General features: G+C 46.1%; 13 protein-coding genes. 4 read left to right on the top strand and 9 right to left on the bottom strand.

Annotated elements, in window-relative coordinates:
• The 4 genes from MUK70_RS20695 to MUK70_RS20680 form a co-directional block, all read right to left on the bottom strand.
• A complete protein-coding gene (locus MUK70_RS20695) occupies positions 1–2,991 on the bottom strand; it encodes a SusC/RagA family TonB-linked outer membrane protein (protein WP_234654943.1) in 2,991 nt (996 codons plus the stop codon).
• 108 nt (positions 2,992–3,099) lie between these two features.
• On the bottom strand, positions 3,100–5,421 hold the full coding sequence (locus MUK70_RS20690) for a S9 family peptidase (protein WP_234654942.1): 2,322 nt from the start codon (positions 5,419–5,421) through the stop codon (positions 3,100–3,102).
• Positions 5,422–5,622: 201 nt separating this feature from the next.
• The gene (locus MUK70_RS20685) at positions 5,623–6,786 is read right to left on the bottom strand and encodes an NRAMP family divalent metal transporter (RefSeq protein WP_234654941.1); all 1,164 of its coding nucleotides are present in this window, start codon (positions 6,784–6,786) and stop codon (positions 5,623–5,625) included.
• Positions 6,787–6,800: 14 nt separating this feature from the next.
• Positions 6,801–10,574 carry a hydantoinase B/oxoprolinase family protein gene (locus MUK70_RS20680; protein ID WP_234654940.1) on the bottom strand — a complete coding sequence of 1,258 codons (3,774 nt, stop codon included), beginning with the start codon at positions 10,572–10,574 and terminating at the stop codon, positions 6,801–6,803.
• Between the two features lie 131 nt (positions 10,575–10,705).
• Here MUK70_RS20680 and MUK70_RS20675 point away from each other — a divergent pair, with 131 nt between their 5' ends.
• Complete coding sequence (locus MUK70_RS20675; protein ID WP_234654939.1) at positions 10,706–11,107, top strand: HEPN domain-containing protein; 402 nt, start codon at positions 10,706–10,708, stop codon at positions 11,105–11,107.
• Positions 11,083–11,400, top strand: a complete 318-nt coding sequence (locus tag MUK70_RS20670) for a nucleotidyltransferase domain-containing protein (RefSeq protein ID WP_234607878.1) — start codon at positions 11,083–11,085, stop codon at positions 11,398–11,400. The genes MUK70_RS20675 and MUK70_RS20670 overlap by 25 nt, the downstream gene beginning before the upstream one ends.
• 19 nt (positions 11,401–11,419) lie before the next feature.
• Here the strand turns inward: MUK70_RS20670 and MUK70_RS20665 are convergent, their stop codons facing one another.
• From MUK70_RS20665 to MUK70_RS20655, 3 genes are all read right to left on the bottom strand, one after another.
• Positions 11,420–12,298, bottom strand: coding sequence for an AraC family transcriptional regulator (locus MUK70_RS20665; RefSeq protein WP_234607877.1), 879 nt, complete (start codon positions 12,296–12,298; stop codon positions 11,420–11,422).
• Between the two features lie 115 nt (positions 12,299–12,413).
• The gene (locus MUK70_RS20660) at positions 12,414–16,178 is read right to left on the bottom strand and encodes a PVC-type heme-binding CxxCH protein (RefSeq protein WP_234654938.1); all 3,765 of its coding nucleotides are present in this window, start codon (positions 16,176–16,178) and stop codon (positions 12,414–12,416) included.
• A 61-nt stretch (positions 16,179–16,239) separates the two neighbouring features.
• Entirely contained in the window at positions 16,240–17,364 is a 1,125-nt protein-coding gene (locus MUK70_RS20655; protein ID WP_234607875.1) for a Gfo/Idh/MocA family protein, read from the bottom strand.
• 159 nt (positions 17,365–17,523) lie between these two features.
• On the opposite strand from MUK70_RS20655, the gene MUK70_RS20650 reads away from it, so the two are divergent.
• Both MUK70_RS20650 and MUK70_RS20645 read left to right on the top strand, forming a co-directional pair.
• Entirely contained in the window at positions 17,524–18,075 is a 552-nt protein-coding gene (locus MUK70_RS20650; protein ID WP_234654937.1) for a GNAT family N-acetyltransferase, read from the top strand.
• A gap of 109 nt (positions 18,076–18,184) precedes the next feature.
• On the top strand, positions 18,185–19,633 hold the full coding sequence (locus MUK70_RS20645; RefSeq protein WP_234654936.1) for a glycoside hydrolase family 125 protein: 1,449 nt from the start codon (positions 18,185–18,187) through the stop codon (positions 19,631–19,633).
• Positions 19,634–20,690: 1,057 nt separating this feature from the next.
• Here MUK70_RS20645 and MUK70_RS20640 read toward each other — a convergent pair.
• A complete protein-coding gene (locus MUK70_RS20640; RefSeq protein WP_234654935.1) occupies positions 20,691–20,903 on the bottom strand; it encodes a hypothetical protein in 213 nt (70 codons plus the stop codon).
• A 385-nt stretch (positions 20,904–21,288) separates the two neighbouring features.
• Positions 21,289–22,461, bottom strand: coding sequence for a PepSY-associated TM helix domain-containing protein (locus tag MUK70_RS20635; protein ID WP_234654934.1), 1,173 nt, complete (start codon positions 22,459–22,461; stop codon positions 21,289–21,291).
• Positions 22,462–22,475: the final 14 nt, after the last annotated feature.

Genomic DNA, 22,475 nt, shown 5'->3' with positions numbered 1-22,475 from the left:
TCAGAATGTTACACTAAGGCCTGCTGTGAAAGTCCGGGTCGTCGGATATTTGTCGCGCTGGTCACTTCCCGGGAAGAAGCCGGTCATGTCTACGCCTTCGGGGTCAATGCCGGTGTAACCTGTGATGGTGGCCAGGTTAAGGCCGGAAACAAAAATCCGGGCATTTTTCAGGCCTTTCAGGTTAGGAAGCGTGTAGCCAAACGTAACATTGTCGATCTTCCAGTAATCGCCTTTTTCAATGTAATTGGAAACATAAACAAGCTCATTGTTCAGCACTTTACCATCGATCGGATCATAGGCCGTTTTGAGCATGTTGTAAGCCTTGTTTCTTGGGTTGTTATAAAACATGCTCTGGAAGTTCAGAATGTCGAATCCGAATGCGCCGCGCATGTTTACAGCCAGGTCGAAGTTTTTATAACGAACCGAGTTGTTCCAGCCAACATTGTGTTTTGGAATGCCATTTCCGTAATACTGACGGTCTTCCGGCGTCGCATTCGCAATAGGGATCACTTCACCATCTTTGTTTTCAACTAACCAAGCGCCATTTTCATCAACACCTACACTTTTCCAAACAAAAAACCGTCCGATAGGCTCGCCCACTTTCACACGGTGCGTAGAAACCTGGATCGGCTCGCCCGTGTAACCATCGTCAAAAAAGTCGTTTGCTGCCTGAAACTGATCATTGGAAAGACTCACCAGTTTGTTTCTGTTGGTCGAGTAAGTGAATCCGGTGTTCCATTGCAAGTTAGCAGTTTGAATGGGTACAATGTTCAAAAGCACTTCCATCCCCTCGTTTTTCATGGTTCCAGCATTGATCAGCATAGAACCGATCAGGTAAGGAGGAACCGGAACGGGGAAATCGTAAAGCAGATCTTTCACCTTGCGACTGTAAAAATCAACCGAACCATTGATCCTGTTTTTCAGGAAACCAAAATCTACACCGGCATTAATCTCCTCTTTTTTCTCCCAGCGTAAATCCGGGTTGAAGTTACGCGCCGGCACAAAACCCGGCACCCATTTTCCACCGATAAATGCACCTTCCGTACGCGTAAAATTGTAGCTGATCTGTGACAAATATGGATCACTCGCGATGGTTCCCGTGACACCAATCCCCGCTCTTAACTTAATTTCAGAAACGCCTGTAAGCCCTTCCATAAAACGCTCTTTGCTGATTCTCCAACCCACGGAAGCCGCAGGGAATGTTCCCCATTGGTTGTTAATCCCAAATCTGGATGAACCTTCGCGACGAACGCTGGCCATAAACAGATATTTTTCATCCAGACTATATGTTAAGCGCCCAAAAAATCCGGCTAATTGCCATTTGTTTTTTCTGCTTGCCATACCGGCTTGCCCTTTTTGCAAAGCACCGCCCGCACCCAGGTTGTTCCAATCATAAGCGTCAGTTGGGAAATCCCAGTTGCTTGCGCTGAATTCTTCAAAGGTTGCATCCTGCCAGCTGTAACCGCCTAGCAATGTAAAGCGGTGTTTACCAAACGTTTTGGCATAATTTCCTGTGAATTCCAGCAGGTTTTCGTTGTTCGCGTCGGTGCTTCTGAATGCGGTCGAATTCTGGTTGCTAAGGCGCGTCGCCGTGTGGTTAAATGTGGTTGAACCGCCTTCCAGATTGCTGTTTTGCACATTTGAAACCAATAATTTGAAATTCAAATCGGCAATCGGCGCATAATCCAGACTTCCACTCATCCGCATTTCTTTGAACTTGGCTTCATAGTTTGATTCGTTCAAAAGCGAAACCGGGTTTTCATAAAAATAACCGTCCCTTTCCTGCCAAGCGCCTGTTTCCGTTCTCACGCGGTCCGTTGGATTTCTAATCATTGCCTGGCGGTAAGCATAGCCATAAGCTGCATCATTATCCACAGGTGAAACCGCTCCATTAGACGAAGTAATGCGGTTGATAATCTGAATGTTCGTCTTCAATTTATTGTCAAACATCGCGTGGTTGAGGTCGGCGCGGCCTGTGAAGCGGTTTTGTCCTGATCTCAAAAACAGCCCTTCCCAGTTCCTGTAATTCACCGATCCTGTGAAATTCGTTGTGCTGTTTCCGCCAAAGAATGTCAGGTTGTGATTATGGCTCACAGGTTTTTGTGTGATCTCATCCAGCCAGTCGGTGTTGCCGCCGAAGTCTTGATAATCAATGCCTTCGCTGATTTTTCTACGATAATCGTCGCCCGTCAGCAGATTAGGTCTGCGCGCAATGGTCTGAATGTTTACATAATTCGAATATTCCACGCTCGACCGCGAAGTGTTGTTGCGGTTTTTACGCGTGGTGATCAAAATTACACCGCCCGTTGCCCGCGTTCCGTAAATGGCAGCGGCAGATCCATCTTTCAAAACATCCACAGATTCAATGTCTTCCGGCGCAACGGTGTTCAATCCGCCCGGAATCCCATCAATCAGGATCAAAGGCGCAGAAGTTCCGTTAATGGAGTTAATCCCACGGAGGTTAATCTGCGTGTTGGAAGTAGGCGAGCCGCTGGGCGTTGTTATGCGCAAACCGGCCACTTTCCCTTGAATCAATTGCGCGGCATCGCGAACCGTTCCTTTAATAAAATCCTCACGCTTAATGCTCGCAACCGAACTCGTAATATCGCCCTTTTTCTGCGTTCCGTAACCGATCACGACCACCTCCGAAAGCTGTTTCTGGTCCGAAGCCATTTCAATGGTAAAATCGCTCTGAGTTCCCACAACCAACTCCTGGCTCGTATAACCAATGTAGCTCAAAATCAGCGTTGCGTCCTCAGGAACGGTCATTTTGAATTTTCCTTCGTTGTCTGTCGCTGTTCCTATCGTATTATTTCCTTTCACAATAATGGTTACACCCGGTAGCGGATTTTTGTCTTCCGCTGAAACCACGGTTCCGGTAATCTGGCGATCGGCTGCCTGTACATTTCCTGGCAGGACGAGCAGCATGGCGACACTGCAAAGCAGGTAACAGGCCACTTCCTGAATAAGTCTGGATAATTGTTTATTCATGTGTCAAAAGCTAGATGGTGATTTTTGTAACGACCTTGGATATACGTCTCCCGTGGGTTGCTATTTTGCAACCTGATACATTAAACCGGCAGACTTATAATGATATTTTTACTGTGGTGTTAGGTCTGTTTTATTCCTATTCGGAGGCGTTACCCCCAACAATTTGTTTACAAAGAAGTCCCTCTTTTTCCTTCTTCCGTAAGTCCCGCCGTCGCTGTGGCCCATGCCCGGCACGACCAGCAATTCAAAATCTTTGTTCGATTTGATCAATGCATCCGCAACTCGGTAAGTCGATTCCGGCGGCACATTCGTGTCAGCTTCACCGACGATTAGCAGCAAGTCGCCCTGCAATTTGGCGGCGTTGGTAATGTTGGATTGCTCGTCGTAATGCTTGCCGACGGGGTAACCCATCCATTGCTCGTTCCACCATTGCTTGTCCACGCGGTTGTCATGACATCCGCAGGCCGAAACCGCAGCATCGTAAAAACCAGGATGAAAAAGTAAGGCACCCAGCGAATTTTGACCGCCCGCCGACGTGCCGTAAATGCCCACGCGGGTCGAATCAATGTAAGCGTATTTTGAGGCCAATGCTTTCATCCAGGCAATGCGGTCCGGAAAACCGGCATCGGCGAGGTTTTTCCAACATACATCATGAAACGCTTTCGAGCGGTTCGCGGTGCCCATGCCGTCCATTTGGACCACGATAAATCCAAGCTCTGCCATGCTCTGCATTTCGCCATAAGAACGGAATGCTTTTGGCACAAACGAATCATGCGGACCGGCGTAAATGTTCTCGATAATCGGGTATTTTTTAGTCGGATCAAACTTGCTTGGCCGGTAAACAATGCCCCAGATATCCGTTTCGCCATCGCGTCCTTTCGCCTTGAAAATCTCGGGTAACTGGAAGCCTAACGCCAGATATTGTGAAATGTCTGCCTCTTCGAGTTTGGTCACTAATGAGCCATCCGCCGTTTTCCGCAACTCAGAAACCGGCGGGCTCATCATCGTTGAGTAAGTGTCAATGTAATAAATGCGGTCGGGCGAAAAAGTGAGTTGGTGCGTTGCTTTCGCATGATCCGTCAATTTTACAAGGCCGCTGCCATCGAATTTAATTCTATAATAATGGATGTGATAAGGATCTTCCTCCGTGTTCATGCCGCTCGCGCGGAACCACACTTCGCGTTTTTGTGTATCAATGCTGTCAATGTCACGAACCACCCAGTTGCCTTTTGTAATCGGATTTTTGATCTCGCCTGAAAGCTCATCGACCAGATACAAATGCCGCCATCCGTCTTTTTCAGAATACCAGATGATCTCATGTTTTTCGGGTTGGTAATGCGTGTAAATCAGATTTTGGTAAATAAATGTCTCCGTTTTTTCGTCAATCACATTCCGCGTTTCGCCCGTCGCCGCATCCACATCAATCACCCGGAAACGCTGATGCCCGCGGTCCACTTTTTCGTAAGTAAAATGCGTGTTATCCCCATGCCGCCAACGAATAACCGGCGCCTCGAAAAAGTCGATCATGTCCGATTTGACTTTGGTCACCGCCTTAGTCTCCACATTCACCACAAACATTTCATAAGACGTAAATTCATCGCCCGGCTGTGCATAACCACGCGTTTTCACTTCGCCGCGCGTCGTGTTCGGCAACGATGACATAATGATGCTGATCTGCCGTTCTTCATGCGGCGTAATCCGGTAAGCAACAATGTATTTTCCATCCGGCGACCAGCTGAGTTCGCCAAAAGGTTTCAGCGAATTCCCTTCAAATGTGAGCTGCTGAGCATCTTTTTCTTGTTTTTTGGTTAAATAAATGTTTCCGTTTCTGACAATTGCCGTAAGCTTTTTGTCCGGCGAAGTGCTGTCTGCCCGGAACGGTCTCCACCGACTTCTCGGCCTTGTCCAGCCAATTTCTTTTGGGCGTTCGATAGGCAGTTTGTCAAGCTTTTTAGCTGTTTTGGTTTTTGTATCAAATGCAAACCACTTGCCCGTTGTTTGTACAAATAAGGTTTGATTTTTAGGGTCTGAATAAATCTCGCTAAGCAACAATTTATCGGCAGACAATGTTGAATCCAGCGTTTTCGAAATTGCGTTTGCCAGTTCTTTTTTGTCTAGTGGACTCGTCTTTTTCCCTGTTGCCGGATTTACAAAAACGTATTCCGTAAGGCTGTCTTTCAGCACATTTCTATACCAAAAAGAATGTCCGTCCGATTGCCATGTCGGCTGAATCGTTGCCTTCAAAATCGTCCCTTTGGTCACAGAATCCATCAATTCCATGTGCTTGTAAGATGCACTGATTTCGGAAGCATCGGGATGATAAGGAGGCAATGCGGATTGCTGGGCAATGCTTTTTTGGGAAAACATTGTGATCAGCGAGCCGGCAAAGAGCGTCAGCAAACGAAGCTTTTGACTGGAATTTTGCGCCATACTAAGAGAGATTATCTTCAATTTCGTATGGGTAAAATTACCTTTCCGTTAAGCAATAAACTTCGTTATAATTAGCGCCTTTTTTACCGATATTAACTTATTTCAATCTTTGATTTTGCTTTTGGGTTAAAACAGAGGATTTAATTCGGGATATGTGCAGAAGCTTAGAATAAACAATGGTGCACATTCTGATTCGCTAGGTTAATAGATTCCAAATGCCAATGCCGCCATGACCGCAACAACGAGCCAGCCCATCACCAGCAGCACGCGCGAATGTTTGTAAGTGCCCATGAGCCGCGATTTTCCACTCGCAATCAGCAAAATAGCCAGCGCAACGGGCAAAACGAAGCCATTCAATGTTCCCACAAAAACCAGCACTTTCACCGGCTTGCCAATCATTGCAAATACAGCGGTGGAAATGACGATGAAGATAATGGTTAACGCAGAATGGTGTTTTTCCAAAAACGGATGAAATGAACGGACGAAAGAAATCGAAGTGTAAGCCGCGCCGACTACGGAAGTAATGGCTGCGCTCCATATTACCAGACCAAAAATCTGCCGTCCCGCCGATCCTGCGGCTTGTTCGAAAATGGAAGCGGTTGGATTTTCGGGATTAATGGTAGCGCCGGACAAAACCACGCCTAATGCTGCCAGGAACAATAAATAGCGAATAACGGACGTGATCAAAATGCCTGTCGCAGCGCTGCGATTCACTTGCGGCAGCGAAGCCTCGCCGCTAATCCCGCTATCCAGAAGCCGATGCGCGCCCGCAAACGAAATGTATCCGCCGACCGTCCCGCCCACCAAAGTTACCGCCGCCATCGCGTCAAATTTTTCAGGTAAAATGGTGTGCTGCAATGCGGAAATCAGTGGCGGGTGTGAGGTGAAGGCAATATATAGGATCAAGACAATCATCAGCATTCCGAGTACTCGGCTGAAAATGTCCATCGCTTTTCCGGCTTCTTTAAACAGAAAAATCCCAATCGCAATCGCCGCGCTCAAAACCGCCCCGACTTTCACATTCACGCCCGTCATCGCCTCTAAACCCAATCCAGCCCCGGCCACATTGCCAATGTTGAATGCAAAACCGCCGATCACGATCAAAAATGCCAGCATATAACCAAGTCCAGGAAACAATTCATTAGCAAGTTCTTGCGCGCGTTTTCCCGAAACGGTGATGATTTGCCAGATATTGAATTGTGCACAAAGATCAATGATGACCGTCAGCAGAATGATAAAGCCGAAACTGGTGGCGAGTTGCTGCGTAAAAACGGTCGTCTGCGTCAGAAAACCCGGTCCAACTGCCGAGGTTGCCATCAGGAATGCAGCGCCTAGTAATGCTTTGGAGGATTTGTTGCTTGCCATTTTTATATCAAATTTTAACCAAATCCACCGCCACCCGGCGTTTCGATAACCAGAATATCGCCTTCCTTTGCTTTCAAACTGCAAATTCCGGGTAATAACGATGTTTTGTCTCCACTAATCAATGTGTGCACGCCGCATTTTCCATCCTCTCCGCCATTCAATCCATAAGGTGCGTATTTTCTGTGTTGTCCCATTAAAGTCACTTGCAATGTTTTCAGAGATTCGAATTTCCGCACAATGCCGTCGCCGCCATTGAATGTTCCTTTTCCACCGGAATTTTTTCGGATGCCGAATTCCAATAAGCGCACCGGATATTTGCGTTCCAACTGCTCAGGATCGGTAATGCGTGTGTTGGTCATGTGCTGGTGCACGGCAGACCGGCCATGAAAGCCCGGACCAGCGCCGGTTCCGCCGCCGATGGTTTCGTAATAGCCAAATTGCTCGTCACCGAAAAGGAAATTATTCATCGTCCCCTGGCTACAAGCCGCCAATCCGAATGCTTTAAGCAATGTATCCACCAACCGCTGGCTCACTTCCGTGTTCCCGCCGACCACGGCCGGACATTGGAAAGGATCGTCGGAAAAGTTGGGGTGTAGAAAGCTGTTATCGGGCAGGATAATGTCCACATTCTTCATCAAGCCGTCATTCAACGGAATTTCCTTGTTTACCAATAACCTTAATACATATAAAATTGCGCTGTATAAGATCGAAATGTTTGCATTCAGGTTATTAGGATGCACATTGGAAGTGCCGGTAAAGTCGAAAACCTGCTTTTTGGTGGTTATAGCGACTTTCACCTGAATGCGATGGCCGTCGTCAAGGAATTCGGTTGCTTCGAAAGTTTTGCCTTGCAGCGGAATCAATGCAGTTTGAAGCTGGGCAACCGCATTTTCTTTCAATAGCCGCATGTATTTTCGGGCCGTTTCCAATCCATGCAAATCGACCAATCTCAACATTTGCTCACTGCCTTTCCTTAATGCAGACAAAGCGGCGATAATGTCGGCTTCATTCGACAAGAAATGCCGGGTAGGATAGGGGCCTTCTGTGAAAAGGCTGCGCATGTTATCCCATTGAAATACATTGTTTTTGATCAAATATTGAGGTAAAATAATAACCCCTTCCTCGGCCAGACAAGTCGCATCCGGCGGCATCGAACCCGGCGTTTTCCCTCCCACTTCCGCATGGTGCGCGCGGTTGATGACGTAACCAATGCAAATGTTTCCCTGCGTAAAAATGCCGGAAATCAATGTAATGTCAGGCAAATGCGAGCCGCCGTATTTCGGATGGTTCGTAATGATCACATCGCCCGGGCCAATTTCAATCGCCTCTTTAACCAGCCTCCCGCAAATGCCCATGCTGCCCAAATGCACCGGAATATGCTGTGCATTCACCAGCAACTCGCCATCCTGATCCAGCAATGCACACGAAAAATCGAGCCGCTCTTTAACATTTACGGAGAATGCAGTCCGCTGCAACTGAACGCCCATTTCGTCTGCAATTGATTTGAAACGATTCGTAAAAAGCTGCAATGCAACTTCCTCGCTTTGTTTTTCAGCTATAATACCGGTTTTCGAAGTCTTATAAGCAATAGCATCCTTGCTGTTCTGAATGATGAGTTTCCAGTTTTTCGGGATGTAGGCTGTGGAAGTGTTGTTTAATAAGATCGCGGGGCCAGTAATTTGATCATCTGCCGAAAGTTGATCCCATTCGAAAAGGCTTGCCTCAGTGTCATGATTTGCTTTTTCAGTTTCAAATGAGTTAGTTTCAAATAAAGGACTAACGCTTCTTAATGCATTTGCTGAATTTCCTTCTTTAATGATCGTTTCTGGTTCAATAGGAACTGCTTTCTCTTGAACCATTAACTTTAAACTTTCCAATTCAACCGTCAGGTTCGAAGGATAATAGCCAAATTGCGCCGTGTAAAGTTTTTCAAAAGCATTTAATGTTCCAGCGCCTGCGTAATTGACTTCAATTGTATTTTCCTGTCCGGCAAAGCGCAGGTAAACGTAGCAAAAGGCAGTTTCAAACTCATTAACTCCCTGATCTTGCAATTTTGCGGCGCCTTCCTGCAAAAGCTCGTTTTTCCAATGGTCAATTTGATCCTCCGCTTTTCGCCACGGGAGCAGGATTTGTTTTGAAACAATGGTGCTGATCAGCGCCTCGCCCATTCCCACCGCACTAAAAAGTCCCGCATCGTAAGGAATGATCACGGTTTGAATATCCAGCAAATCGGCCAGCTGACAACTGTGTAATCCGCCTGCTCCGCCAAATGTGATTAGTGCAAAATCCGCAGGGTTAATGCCTTTTTCAACAGATATTTTACGGATGGCATCAGCCATTTTCTCATTGGCAATGCTTTCGAGGCCGGATAACAACTCTTGAAATGAAAGCGAGTTTCCAGTTTGCGTTTCAATGTTGTTTTGCAAAGCGGTTAGCGCCGCCAAAGCCGCGTCAGCCCGAACGGGAATGCCAAATTTAGAGGCATCCAGTTTTCCCAAAAGCAAGTTCACATCCGTAATCGTAAGCGGCCCACCGGCTCCATAACACGCAGGTCCAGGCGAAGCCCCGGCACTTTCCGGCCCGACTTGCAGTGAAAATCCATCAAACCAGCAAATCGAACCGCCGCCTGCCGCTACGGTTTCAATCGCTAATGTTGGGTTATGGAATTCAATCCCGTCAATTTCCGTAATGTATTTCAGCTCCGGCCGCCCATCAATCAAGGCAGTATCCGTACTCGTGCCGCCCATATCAAATGTGATCAATTTGGGAAACCCAAGCCGTTTTCCAGCATTAGCCGCCGCCATCATTCCACCAGCCGGTCCGCTTAGTAAGCTGTCTTTCGCGCGGAAGCCGTTGACTTCGGAGAGGCTGCCTGTGCTGGTCATGACTTTTAAGCTTCCGTCACCCAACTGAAATTTAATGTTACTCAAATATTGATCTAAAACAGGATCGAGATAAGCATTCACCACAGCCGTTTGTGTGCGGCGCAGATAATGGGAGAATGGGAAAAGTTTGGACGAAACGGAAATGTATTTCGCTCCATTTTCTATGAAAGCTTTCTCAACCAAAAGCTCATGCGCATTGTTTTGATAGGCGTGTAACAGCGAAACAGCAATAGAATCTGCGCTATTTGAGAATGCTAATGCTGTCAAACTATCAGCCCTCAAATCTTGAATTACAATTCCCGAAGCATCCAACCGTTCTTCGACTTCCAGAACTTCGGAATAAAGCAATCTCGGTTCGGGAATGTCGAGTTGAAACAGGGAAGGGCGTTGCTGATTACCGATGTAAAGCAAGTCTTTAAAACCTTTGGTAACGATTAAAAGTGTTTTAGCTCCTTTTCTTTCGAGTAAAGCGTTGGTTCCTTTCGTGGTGCCGAGCCGCATTTCCAGCGCTGGTAATGTTTCACCAAGTGTTGTTTTGGTCAATAACCTTGCTGCAAAAACCGGCGCTTCTTCACCGCTGAAAATCTCGAAATCTGCGTTTTGAGAAAATGGAAGATCATTTTCCAGCTTGAATGTCTGATTAGAAGAATTAACTGAAACGACTTTGCTAATTGACCCATTTTCAAGCAAGCGCAATATATAACCTTTCAGTAAAACAGCATTAAACGGCCAGGAAGCAGCATATTGAAATGTGCTCTCACTAATTTTCCCAACAACCCGTCCCCGCACACAGCCAGAGCTCAAAACTTTCAACCTGGTTTTATTCCCCTCAGGATCAATTGCCAGGCAATCCGTAAAAGTCCCACCCGTATCAACCCATATTTTCCAATAAGGAGCATTCATTTTTCCCAAAGCCGATTAACCAGAAAGTGATGCAAAGCTCCAAAATAGGGGAGATTTGAAATAAAACCTATGGTAATGCTGAAAAATGGCTGGGCTTGGAATTTTATGTAAGTTTGGCAAAACAATTTATTATGGCAGACACACTAGACATAGAGAAAATTTATAAACACTGGATTCAAATGTCTGACAAAGACTTTGAGACCATGCGGCACTTGTTTCAATCCAAAGATTTCCATTGGGCTTTGTTTGTCGGACACATTGTGATTGAAAAACTACTGAAAGCTTTGGTTGTGAAGAAGTTGTCTAACCATGCGCCTTTTACTCATGATTTGACCAGGTTAGCAAAATTGACGGAATTAAATTTCTCTCGGGAACATTTGGATTGGATGGACACTATCACGACATTTAATATGAATACGCGTTATGATAGTTACAAACAGTTGTTCTATCAAAAGTGCACCGAAGAGTATACAAGTGAATGGTTTGAGAAAATTCAAACGTTACGATCATGGATCAAGGAGAGGCAATCATAATCGCGCAGCAATATGTTGACCTGGTAAATAGAATTTATCCAGTGAAACAGGCTTTTCTTTTTGGATCGTTCGCCAGAGGAAATAGTCATTTGGATAGCGACATTGATATAGCGCTTGTCTTAGACCGCTCAGAAGACATTATGGAGACGCAGATTGCCATGATGAAACTGCGGAGAGATATTGATCTGCGCATTGAACCGCATCCATTTATTGTTCAGGATTTTCAAAGCTCCAATCCTGTTGCTTATGAGATCATGAAATATGGGATAGAGATTGGAAAAGCTGCTGCATAGCCTTTTGTTTAAAAGACCTTCACCCAACCCGCTCACGGAAATCCTTATGAAATTCCCTGGGGGACTTTCCCATGATCTTTTTAAAAACCCGATTAAAATTGGTCACATTATCAAATCCGGTTTGGTAACTGACGTCGGAGAAGCTGTCGAATTTTCCGGAGATGATGATTTTGCAAGCTTCGTTTACACGGACTTCGTTGAGGAAACTGATGAATGTTTTGTCGGTGTGTTTTTTGAAATAACGGCAAAAGGCCTGGGGCGTTAGGTTGGAGACTTCGGAGATTTCGGTCAGGGAAATGTGCCTTTTGTAATTGGTGACCAAATATTGGAAAATCTGGTCCATGCGGATTCCTTCCACTTCGGAAATGATCTGTTCGCTGTTGTTGGTCGCCAGCGGTTTAATGTCGCGGATGGTGGAGAACAAATGCAGCAGCGAAATGAATGACGCGACCCGCAAGCTGTCTTTGTTTTGTTTTAATTCTGAAATCGTTTTTTGGACAAGTTTTAATGATGATTCTGGAATCTGGTAACCATTGTGCAGGCCGTCCACAAATTTCCTGATGCTTACCATTTCGGGCAGACTTAGAATGTTTTGATGGAGCTGCATCGGATTGAAGAAAATGGAAACGGAATGGATCTGCTTTTTCTCTTCGGGATTGAAATAGGCTTCGTCGTTTTTGAAAATGTGCGATTGATTGGCGCCGATAATGTAGACTTCGCCAGACTCGAACCGCTGCATATAATTGCCGGCAATGAGGATGCCGGAGCCTTCCACAACCCACTCGATCTGAACTTCCCGGTGCCTGTGCAAATGATTATAATAATGTGGCAAAACGTCTTCCTGCACCACAATGGTGTGCTCCTTGGAAACGGGAATAGTGAATTGAACGACTTTCATTGAAATGGTGCCTGCAATGTAATGATAGCTGTTTTGTTTAAAACAAAAAATCCTGGGTGCGGGAAAAGTTGCACCCAGGATCGATTATAGAGACATTATGCCTCGAATTCTTGAATTATTTACTCAAAACCGCCTGCTCTTTAATCACTTTCATGTTGCCTTTCATCAATCTCCAGTGACCTGGGAATGTGCAGACGTAAGGATAGTCGCCTACAACATCAGGCACTACGAATTTCAGGCGGAAAGTTTGTCCCGGATTCACAAGTGGCGTTGCTGCCAGCACTTGCGGAATGTTTGGAACGTAGTTTTTCTCTGCGCCATCTTTTGCAGTAATCATTTTGTCAGCAGCTGCGCCGATAATTTCTGTTGATTTTGGTTTTCCAACGACAACATTGTGCTGCATGGCGTCCGGGTTTTCGAAAACGAGTTCAATCGTTTTACCCGCAATGGCAGTGAATTCTGTCAAGCTAAACTTCATTTCTTCGCGGATCGCTTTGATTTGAACCACCTGAACATTCGGGTCAACTGCAACTTCTTCCTTAATGCCGTAAGATTCCATCAATGTCGTGAAACGAGCACTCAAATCTTCCGGAAGGTCGCCTTTTACAGAAGCCAGCAATGTTTTGCCTTCGTCATTTGCGGTTTCCTTGCGTTTCGGATTCCATGCGCCGACGATTCCTTTGAAAATTGCATTGCGTCCTTGTGGATCAAGTGTTTGTGCTGTTTTCATTAGTTTCAAAACATCGTCGCCGCTTGCATAGGAAGTGTAACCGCGCGTTGCGCGCTCCAAAGCAAAATCAGACAATTTATCCATACGCTTCACTTCAAAGCTTTTGCTCATGGTGTTGTTTTTGTTCTCATCCTTTTCAGGAACAACATTGTCAACATCCACAGTCGCCGTGATATTCACCTTACCAGACTCATCCGATGTAAAGCCGAAACCTGATTTCCAAGGACCGTTATTTCCCTCAGTCAGTTTCACCGTTTCACCCGGTGCGATGCCATTGGTAAGCTGGCGGCTGATGTAGTTGGTGTTCAATGAACGGCTTCTGATGCCTACATTCACAACAGGAACCAGCTCTTTTGGAACTGCCACTGTGCCTTGGTTTGTAATTTCAATCACCACACGTGCGTATTCACGAACGTAAGGTGTTTTGGGCTCAATAGAAATATTTGTAATCGCCAGTTCAGCGGAACCTTCAACAGTTGGCTTAGCAGCTGCGGCGTGCGCGCTGTGGTCCATGTTGCTGTGATCCATCGACTTGGCTGCGTCTGCTTTTTGCGTTGAGGCGGTTGCAGAAGAAGCTTTGCCAGCACGTTGTGCCAGATATTTTTCGCGCAATTTGCCATCTTGTGCATTTAAAACCGCTGCAAAAGCGTCCGGCATCCAGCGATCTTCTGGCTGTGCATAAGTGTCCATCAATCCCAAAACAGCGGTTTCAACTTCCGGCGTGTAAGGAATTTCGGAGAATGCAAGCAATGAGTTCAACACCACAAGCGGTGCTTTGTCGTGCAATGCGTCGGCAGTCAGCAATGTTTGAGCAGTTGCAGGATTCCGTGGCAACACTTGAACGGCCGTTTTGCGCACGTCAGCAGATGGGTGTTTCAATGCTTCCGTTACGGCAGCTAAAACCTGCGGATCTTCAATGGCTTTCAGACCGTGCAATGTCCACAATGCGTGAATGGCAGCGGTGTTCAGGCCAACTTCGTCAACTGATTTGTCTTTAACCAGCTCAACCAATTTAGCCGCAACATCTTTCTGTCCACGTTCCACCAAAAGGCGTTGCGCGTGACGGCGCCATAGCATATTGGTGTTTTTCAATGTTGCAACCAGCTCGTCGGGGCGGTCTTTGCTCAAAACGATTGGCGTATATTTCGGCGCATTTTTCCAGCCAATGCGATACAAACGACCATGCGTAAAATCACGCAAATCGGTCTCATATGCATTTCCTTTACCGTTTTCAGATCCTTTTGGGGTCGGGTTATGCTGAATAATGTAGCTATACCAGTCAGCCACCCATACAGCGCCGTCAGGACCAACTTCTGCAAACACAGGAGCAACCCATTCATCCGCACCAGCCAGTAAGTTGAATCCTAATGCATCCTCGAAGTCTGTTCCTTTCGGAGTCATGAAATTTTGGTGCAAAATGTGCCCCGTAGGTTCAGAAACGAATGCGACATTGTTCCAATATTTCTTTGGAAATGCTCTTGCCGTGTAAAAATTATGTCCGGCTGCGGCTGTAAACCCGCCAAAAACGTCCACCTGACGCACTTTCGGCGTGATTGGCTGCATATCTTTGTGCGTATCCGTGCTGCGGCTTCCGTTATCGACTTTGCTTTTACCAAAATATCTGTTTGGAATGGCGCTATACCAGCCGTGCGAGTTGTTGGCCGTTGAGCCAAAAAGATCGCCCGCTTCGTTGAAACCAAGTCCCCACGTGTTGTTAGATGTTTTTGCAACAATTTCCATATCAGTTCCATCCGGCTTGAAGCGGAAAAGTGCCTGTCCGAAGTTCAAGGAATCTGCGCTTCCGAATTTTCCTTTGAAACCTGAATAACCAACCGATCCGTAAACCCAGTTGTCGAATCCATAATGCAGGTTAGAAGGTCCGGCGTGCGTATCGCCCGTTCCGAAGCCTGAGAAGAGGATTTTCTTTACATCCGCTTTGTCATCACCATTTGTATCTTGCAAAAACAACATATGCGGCGCTTGCGAAACGATGATTCCGCCATTGGCAAAAACCAAACCTGTCGGAATGCTCAGATCGTCTGAGAACTTCGTGAATTTATCGGCTTTGCCATCTTTATTGGTGTCTTCACAAATCAAAATGTAATCGCTTCCGCCTGTGTCTTTGCGCTCGTTTGGATAATCTTTTGTGATCAAAACAAACAGTCTGCCGCGCTCATCCCAGGTCATCGCGATTGGGTGCATAACGTCTGGCTCATGCGCGAAGACGTCCAATGTGAAGTCAACCGGAATTTGAATGTGTTTTACAGATTCTTCTGGCGACAAAGGCAATTGCTGCATTTGCGGGCCAGGGCGTTGCTCGTAGTTAGGAAGTTTGGCTGCGCGATATTCAAAAGGTTTTGGCGCCAAAGCTGCCAATGATTTTCTAGCATCATCATTAACCGCCCAAAGAATCCCTTTTTCAATCATATCCTGAAAGCCAGGAACCGACCAGGTACGTTCGTCGTGGCCGTAAGCCGTGTAAAAAATGCGGCCTTTTCCGTGCGTTCTCACCCATGTATAAGGCTCTTTCTGCTGCCCCGGTCTGTCTTTTTCCTGATCTTTTTGGATCAAACGTTCTGTGAGAACAATGTTGTCGGGTTGTAATTTTTCGTGCAAATAGGTTTCGTCCACCGTTTTGAAATCCTTCACACCAGCGATTGCAGGATGATCCGGTTTTGTCCAAACAGGCTGAATGGTGTCCCACGTATGTCTCCAGAACTGGCCGCCGATCAGCTTCACCACTTCCGGGTTATTGCGGAAACAATACGATGCGCAGTGAATGGGGATAAAACCTTTTCCGCTCGCCACGTAATCCAGCAATGCTTTCGCTTGCTGCGGCGCGATGGAATCCCAGTTTGCATAAAGCATCAGGGCGTCGTATTTGTTAAGTGTCTCAGCATTAAGGTCGTTCAGGTTATCCGTGTAGGTAAAGTTGAAACCTTTCGGGCCTAATGCAGCCATGATCTGCGGAACGCGTTCGGCAGGCTTGTGATGTCCGTTGTCTCCCAGAAACAGGATTTCCAGACGCCGCGCCTTTCCGGCCTCACTCTTGGCCGAAGAGCTCTTCACCGACGCATTCTGCGATGAAGGCTGAGAGGCACAGCCCAGCAGGACAATACCAAGTAAAAAGGATAACGCTTTGGTTTTCATTGGGTTTGGTTTGTATAGAGACTTTCCAAGTCTTCAAGACTTGGAAAGTCTGTTATTTGATTTATACGTTTTTAAAATCCGGCAACTGTATCAATGCCCCGCCTTGCAACGCTGACTCGTGCGCCAAAATCCCTACGCTCGTCCAGTTCGCCGACTGCCAGGCATTCGGGAATGGCTCGCGGTCCTCTATTAATGCGCTAATGAACTCATGGGCCAAATGCGGGTGTGAGCCGCCGTGGCCGCCTCCTTGTACAAATGACAAATGCGCATTTTCATCCAGGTTATAAACGCCTTTTCCAGTGAAATGACGGATTTCTTCTGGCAAATAATGTGCGTAATCAGGCGTTGCCACTTTCTCCGCAATCTCGTGTTCCGGTTTTTTAGCTGTGTGGATCACGGGATCTTCGCCTTCGATCAATGGCCATTCGAAAGATTTCTTGCTTCCGTAAACCTCAAAACTTTCTCTGTACTGACGCGCCACGTCAAATAACGAGCGATACACATAAGCTGATAAGTCGCTGTCCTTAAATTTAATATGCGCAGATTCAACTGCAAAAGGAGAATTGTGGATTTTTGCCAAATCTTCACTGATTGTTCCTGAACCAAAGCAGGAAACATATTCTGCTTCCAGTTTCAAAAGTCCTGCAACCGGGCCTACGCAGTGCGTTGCGTAATGCATAGGAGGCAATCCAGGCCAGTAATCGGGCCAGCCTTCCATATCCTGCTGGTGACTTGCTTTCAGGAACTGAACCTTTCCAAGCTCGCCTTTTTCATACAATTCTTTTACAAAAAGGAATTCCCGCGCGTAAACCACAGTTTCCATCATCATGTATTTTTTGCCCGATTCTTTGGTCGCTTTCACGATTTCGATGCAATCCTCCACGCTCGTCGCCATCGGCACTGTGCAGGCCACGTGCTTGCCAGCGCGTAATGCCTTCAAAGTTTGCTCTGCGTGATTGGGGATAGGGGAATTAATGTGTACGGCGTCTACATTCGGATCATTCAAAAGGTCATCGTAACTTGTGTAGCGCACGTCGATGCCATATTGGTCACCAATTTCATTCAGTTTTGACTCTGTACGCTGGCAAATAGCGTACATGTTTGCATTGGGATGTTGCTGGTAAATGGGGATAAATTCGGCTCCGAAGCCAAGACCAACGATTGCAACATTAATTTTTTGAGACATATTTATTACTAGGTTAATGATCGGATTTTGGGCAATACAATTTTAAAACAAAATAGTGCTAAAAACTTTACGTCTTTTGATTAGTACTGACTCGATTTTGACCTATTTTTCCGAGGTGAGTCAAATTCTTGCAAAATATAGATACAAATTGTCGATTATATGATCAGACCCGCCGCATCAGAAGATGCTCCTGCCCTGGCTCCGCTTATCATTTTAGCATTAGGCCACATTGCCTGCATATTCGCCCAATCCGACGATCCAAACGACGCTATTCCGCTCATGGAGGGTTTTATTGGGAGTAAGGGCAATCAATATAGCTATGAAAATACATTGGTTTACGAAGATGAAAACAGTGTGATCGGCTCCATTGTAGGCTATGACGGCGCACGCCTGCATGAATTACGTGCGCCTGTTCTAAAAGTGCTCCGTGAATCAGACCCAAATTTTTCACCGGGTGACGAAACGGAAGCAGGGGAGTTTTACATTGATTGTGTGAATGTTGATCCGGCGCATCAGGGAAAGGGAATTGGTAAAAAGCTGCTCCATGCATGCTGCGAACTGGCCGCATCAAAGCATTTCAACCGCGTCGGGTTAATTGTGGATCACGTGAATCCGGATGCCAGAAAGATCTATGAAAAAGTAGGTTTTCAGGTGGCTGGCGAAAAGGATTTTCTTGGGCACACGTATGATCACATGACTATTGCAGTTTGATAGTCGTTTGCTTATGCTGCCACTCCTGCCTAATGCTGTCCGCGATGACGGATTTTTGCCTAAATTGCTTCTTTAAAATTTTTTAATAAATCCTTTTTACCTGAATCCTATGCCTCAAACCAGCAGTTCTCATCGGAGAACATTTATAAAAGCCAGTGCAATGGCTGTGGCCGGAATGGCCGTTTCGAAATGGTCATTTGCCAAAAACGCTGCTGCTGATTTTCCAGTCGTTCGCGTTCCGGCCGACAAGCGCAGTTTTACCAGCCCAGCCGTAGAAGCCACGATTACCCGCATGAAAAAGGTGATTAAAGACCCGGAACTGGCGTGGCTTTTCGAAAACTGTTTTCCCAACACCATTGATACAACTGTCCACTACAAGCCCATCGACGGAAAGCCCGACACATTCGTTATAACAGGCGACATCGACGCTATGTGGCTCCGCGACAGCACGGCGCAGGTTTGGCCCTATTTGCCATTGCTCAAAGAAGACGCGAAATTGAGGGATATGGTCGCCGGCCTCATCAACCGTCAGACCAAATGCATCATCATCGACCCTTACGCCAACGCATTTTACGACCGGCCAAAAGAAAGTGAGTGGACAAAAGACGTAACGGATATGAAGCCGATGCTTCACGAACGCAAATGGGAGCTGGACTCGCTTTGTTACACCATTCGCCTTGCTTATAATTATTGGAAAGTAACAGGAGACACGACGCCATTCGATGCTGATTGGACGAAGGCAATGGGATTAATCCTCAAAACCTGCAAAGAGCAGCAGCGCAAAGACGGCCCAGGCCCATACAAGTTTGGTCGCGTCACTTCCTGGTCAACGGACACCGTTCCCGGCAATGGTTATGGTAATCCGATCAAGCCAAATGGGCTGATAGCAAGCACATTCCGCCCTTCTGATGATGCGGCCATGTATCCGTTTTTTGTTCCGTCTAATTTCTTCGCCGTGGTTTCTTTCCGTGAAGTAGCTGAAATGTTGGAAAAAGTAGGGGGCGAAGGCGCGAAGCTGGCAGGCGATTTCAAAGCGTTGGCAACGGAAGTTGAGACTGCATTGAAAAAATACGCTGTCTATCCGCATCCGGAATTCGGCAAGATTTATGCATTTGAGGTGGATGGTTTTGGCAACTATCTGCTCATGGACGATGCGGGAATTCCAGGCTTGATTAGCATGCCTTATCTGGGCGCAATGTCTGTGAAAGATCCTATTTACATTAACACAAGAAAATTTGTCCTGAGCGATTCCAATCCTTATTTCTTCAAAGGAAAAGCAGGCGAAGGTCTAGGCAGCCCACATACATTGGTGAACCAGATCTGGCCGATGGGGATCATCGCCCGAGCCATCACATCCACGGATGAAAAAGAAATCGAAGCCCAACTAAAACTCCTCAAAACAACCCACAACAACACCGGCTTCATGCACGAATCCTTCGACAAAGACGACCAGTCCAAGTTTACCAGGAAGTGGTTTGCTTGGGTTAATACGTTGTTCGGGGAGTTGATTTTGAAATTGGAAACAGAGCGGCCGCATTTGCTGGCGAAGGTTTATTGAGGTGTGCAGACTTTCCAAGTCTTGAAGACTTGGAAAGTCTCTGGTTTAACCAAGTCAGTAACGTCACGCATCTTGTCTCATCCCTCTGGGATTTGCGTTTGGGTCGGTCGTTTCTTTTTCTACCGCGCGGCGGCTACCAATATTTCATGCCTCTGGCATTTTTGTGCTTGCAAGAATTAGCTTGGTAGAAGTGTTAAGTGTTAATCGCGGAGCGATGCGATCTTGGCGGCCGCCGCGTGGTTGAAAAAAATAGAGGTATGTAAAATAAGAAATGCCGGAGGCATGTAACAACATACATCATTGCGTTTTAACGAGGCCGTTTTGCTTTAACAGCGTTTCATACATCCGCAATTCATTGGTTCCTCTAATGTTTTTGGAGCTGTAATAGGATAAATTTTTAGCTCGTATTCTTGCAGACTTTCCAAGTCTTGAAGACTTGGAAAGTCTCTGGTTTAACCAAGTCAGTAACGTCACGCATCTTGTTATATGCCTCTGGCATTTCGTGCTTGCAAGAATTAGCGTGGTGGTAGTGTAAGTGTTAATCGCGGAGCGATGCGATCTTGGCGGCCGCCGCGTGGTTGAAAAAAATAGAGGTATGTAAAATAAGAAATGCCGGAGGCATGTAACAGCATACATCATTGCGTTTTAACAAGGCCGTTTTGCTTTAACAGCGTTTCATACATCCGCAATTCAATGGTTCCTCTAATGTTTTTGGAGCTGTAATAGGATAAATTTTTAGCTCGTATTCTTGCAGACTTTCCAAGTCTTGAAGACTTGGAAAGTCTCTGGTTTAACCAAGTCAGTAACGTCACGCATCTTGTTATATGCCTCTGGCATTTCGTGCTTGCAAGAATTAGCTTGGTGGTAGTGTAAGTGTTAATCGCGGAGCGATGCGATCTTGGCGGCCGCCGCGTGGTTGAAAAAAATAGAGGTATGTAAAATAAGAAATACCGGAGGCATGTAACAGCATACATCATTGCGTTTTGGCGAGGCCGTTTTGCATTCAATCTAGCTGTTGATACTGTGGGGAAATCCCACACTAAATGTTCAAATTTTTTTACCTCAGCTTAAAAGTGATAGTTGTCTTTTCATCAATGTCGCCAAAATCGGATAGAATCTCTTTCATGCGTTTTTGTGAGATTCCTTTTTTGAATGTGTAATCGCGCCACGCATTTCGATATCTACCTTCCTTTGTGTCAGCGGGTAGCGTTTGATAAATGTTCGCAAGCCACCATTCAAACGCTTCCTCGACAGAGGTAAATTTTTTCATTAAACAAATGTAGGATTTGTGGGTAAAGTCCACAATTGTTCAATTGCATTCGTGCATGTTGTTACATCCCTCCGGGATTTGCGTTTTGGATGTCTGACTAACGTGCTACCAATATTTCGTCCCTCTGGGACTTTCAGTGCATGTAAATCAGGAAGCGATGTAATGTTGGTAGCAAAAGTAATCGCGGGAATTATAGTGCAAGAGGCATGCAAGGTTGCTAGAAAATCGGTGCACCGCATTAGCAAACGCCGGAGGCGTGCAATTTAGTAGCAAAAATTAACGTGCAACATTGAAATGCCGGAGGCATGCAATATTGGTCGCGAAGAAAATTGATGCAAACCCGCAATGCCGGAAGCATGTAACAACATGCAAATTGCCTTCAAAATTAGTTGGTGACAACCGACTTTCTCCGCACATTCCTGCTGTCAACTGCGCCCGCCCGGGCCACTTTATTACCCTTTTTCTTCTTCCCTAACCAAATAATAACCCCCGTAACAGGCAAACTAGCGGCAATGAGCGCCGTTAAAAAAGCAAGGATTTTAGTAGGCCAGCCTAGTAAGCTTCCAGTGTGGATGGGATAAATCAGGCGTCTCACTTTCATGCCTTTCGTTTCCTCGGCGTAAAGGCGCTTTTTGATCAATTGACCATTGTTTTTGTCAAAATACAGGAAATTAACAATGTTGTTGATCGCAGCATGGTCATCGGCTTTGGAAACGGTGACGGATAGGCTGTCAGAATCAGCCAGGGTAATGACTATTTTGCCGGGATTAGGCAGTTGCTGATTGGTTTGTGTGTAAATCTTTTGAAAAAAAATGTCCTTGTGATTATCGATAGGTTGAATGTTCGCAGGTGCTTCCCTTTTCTGCTGAGGTATGCCGTCAAAGGTCATGAAGATGATGTTATTGACCCATTTATAGCTCCATACTAACCCGGTGATCGCGATTACGAAGACAAAAGGAAGCGCGTAAAAACCCAAAATGGCGTGCAGATCCCAATTAAGCCGCTTGAATTTGGCATTCCACTTGATCGTGAAGCGTTGCTTGCGATTCTTTCTATTTGGCCACCACATTACCAGGCCAGTGATCATAATGATCAGGAACATGACACAGGAGATTCCGGTGATCGCTTTTCCTGTTTCTTCCAGACATAAATAACGGTGAAGCCGTAGCACAACGCTGAAAAAAGCATCCTGCTCGATTCTGTACGATGCGATTTGTCCTGAATAAGGATCAACAGCCACGGACAAGATATCTTTTTCCTTTTTACCATTTTTCAGACCGAAAATCACATTGCGGTCAGCTTCTCTTTCAATGGTGACACGGAGTAACTTTTTGTTGGGAAAGGCGTCGGAAACTTTTGCGGTTAAGAGGTCGAGCGGCAGGCGGGGTTTTCCTTCGTGGATGGCGGCAATGTGAAATTTGCTATCAATAACCGGTTCGAGCTCGTCTTCAAAAACAAGCAAGCTTCCAGTCAGGGCCACTATAAAAACCACAAGGCCGGAGGAAATCCCCAGCCATAAATGCAGTTGCGACGCAAGTTTTTTAAGTGCTTTTTTCACAGTTAAAGGTTTAA

This window comes from Dyadobacter chenwenxiniae, assembly GCF_022869785.1.
Lineage (GTDB): Bacteria > Bacteroidota > Bacteroidia > Cytophagales > Spirosomataceae > Dyadobacter > Dyadobacter chenwenxiniae.
The sequence above is the reverse complement of the archived record's forward strand: the minus strand, read 5'-3'. Positions and strand labels throughout refer to the sequence as shown.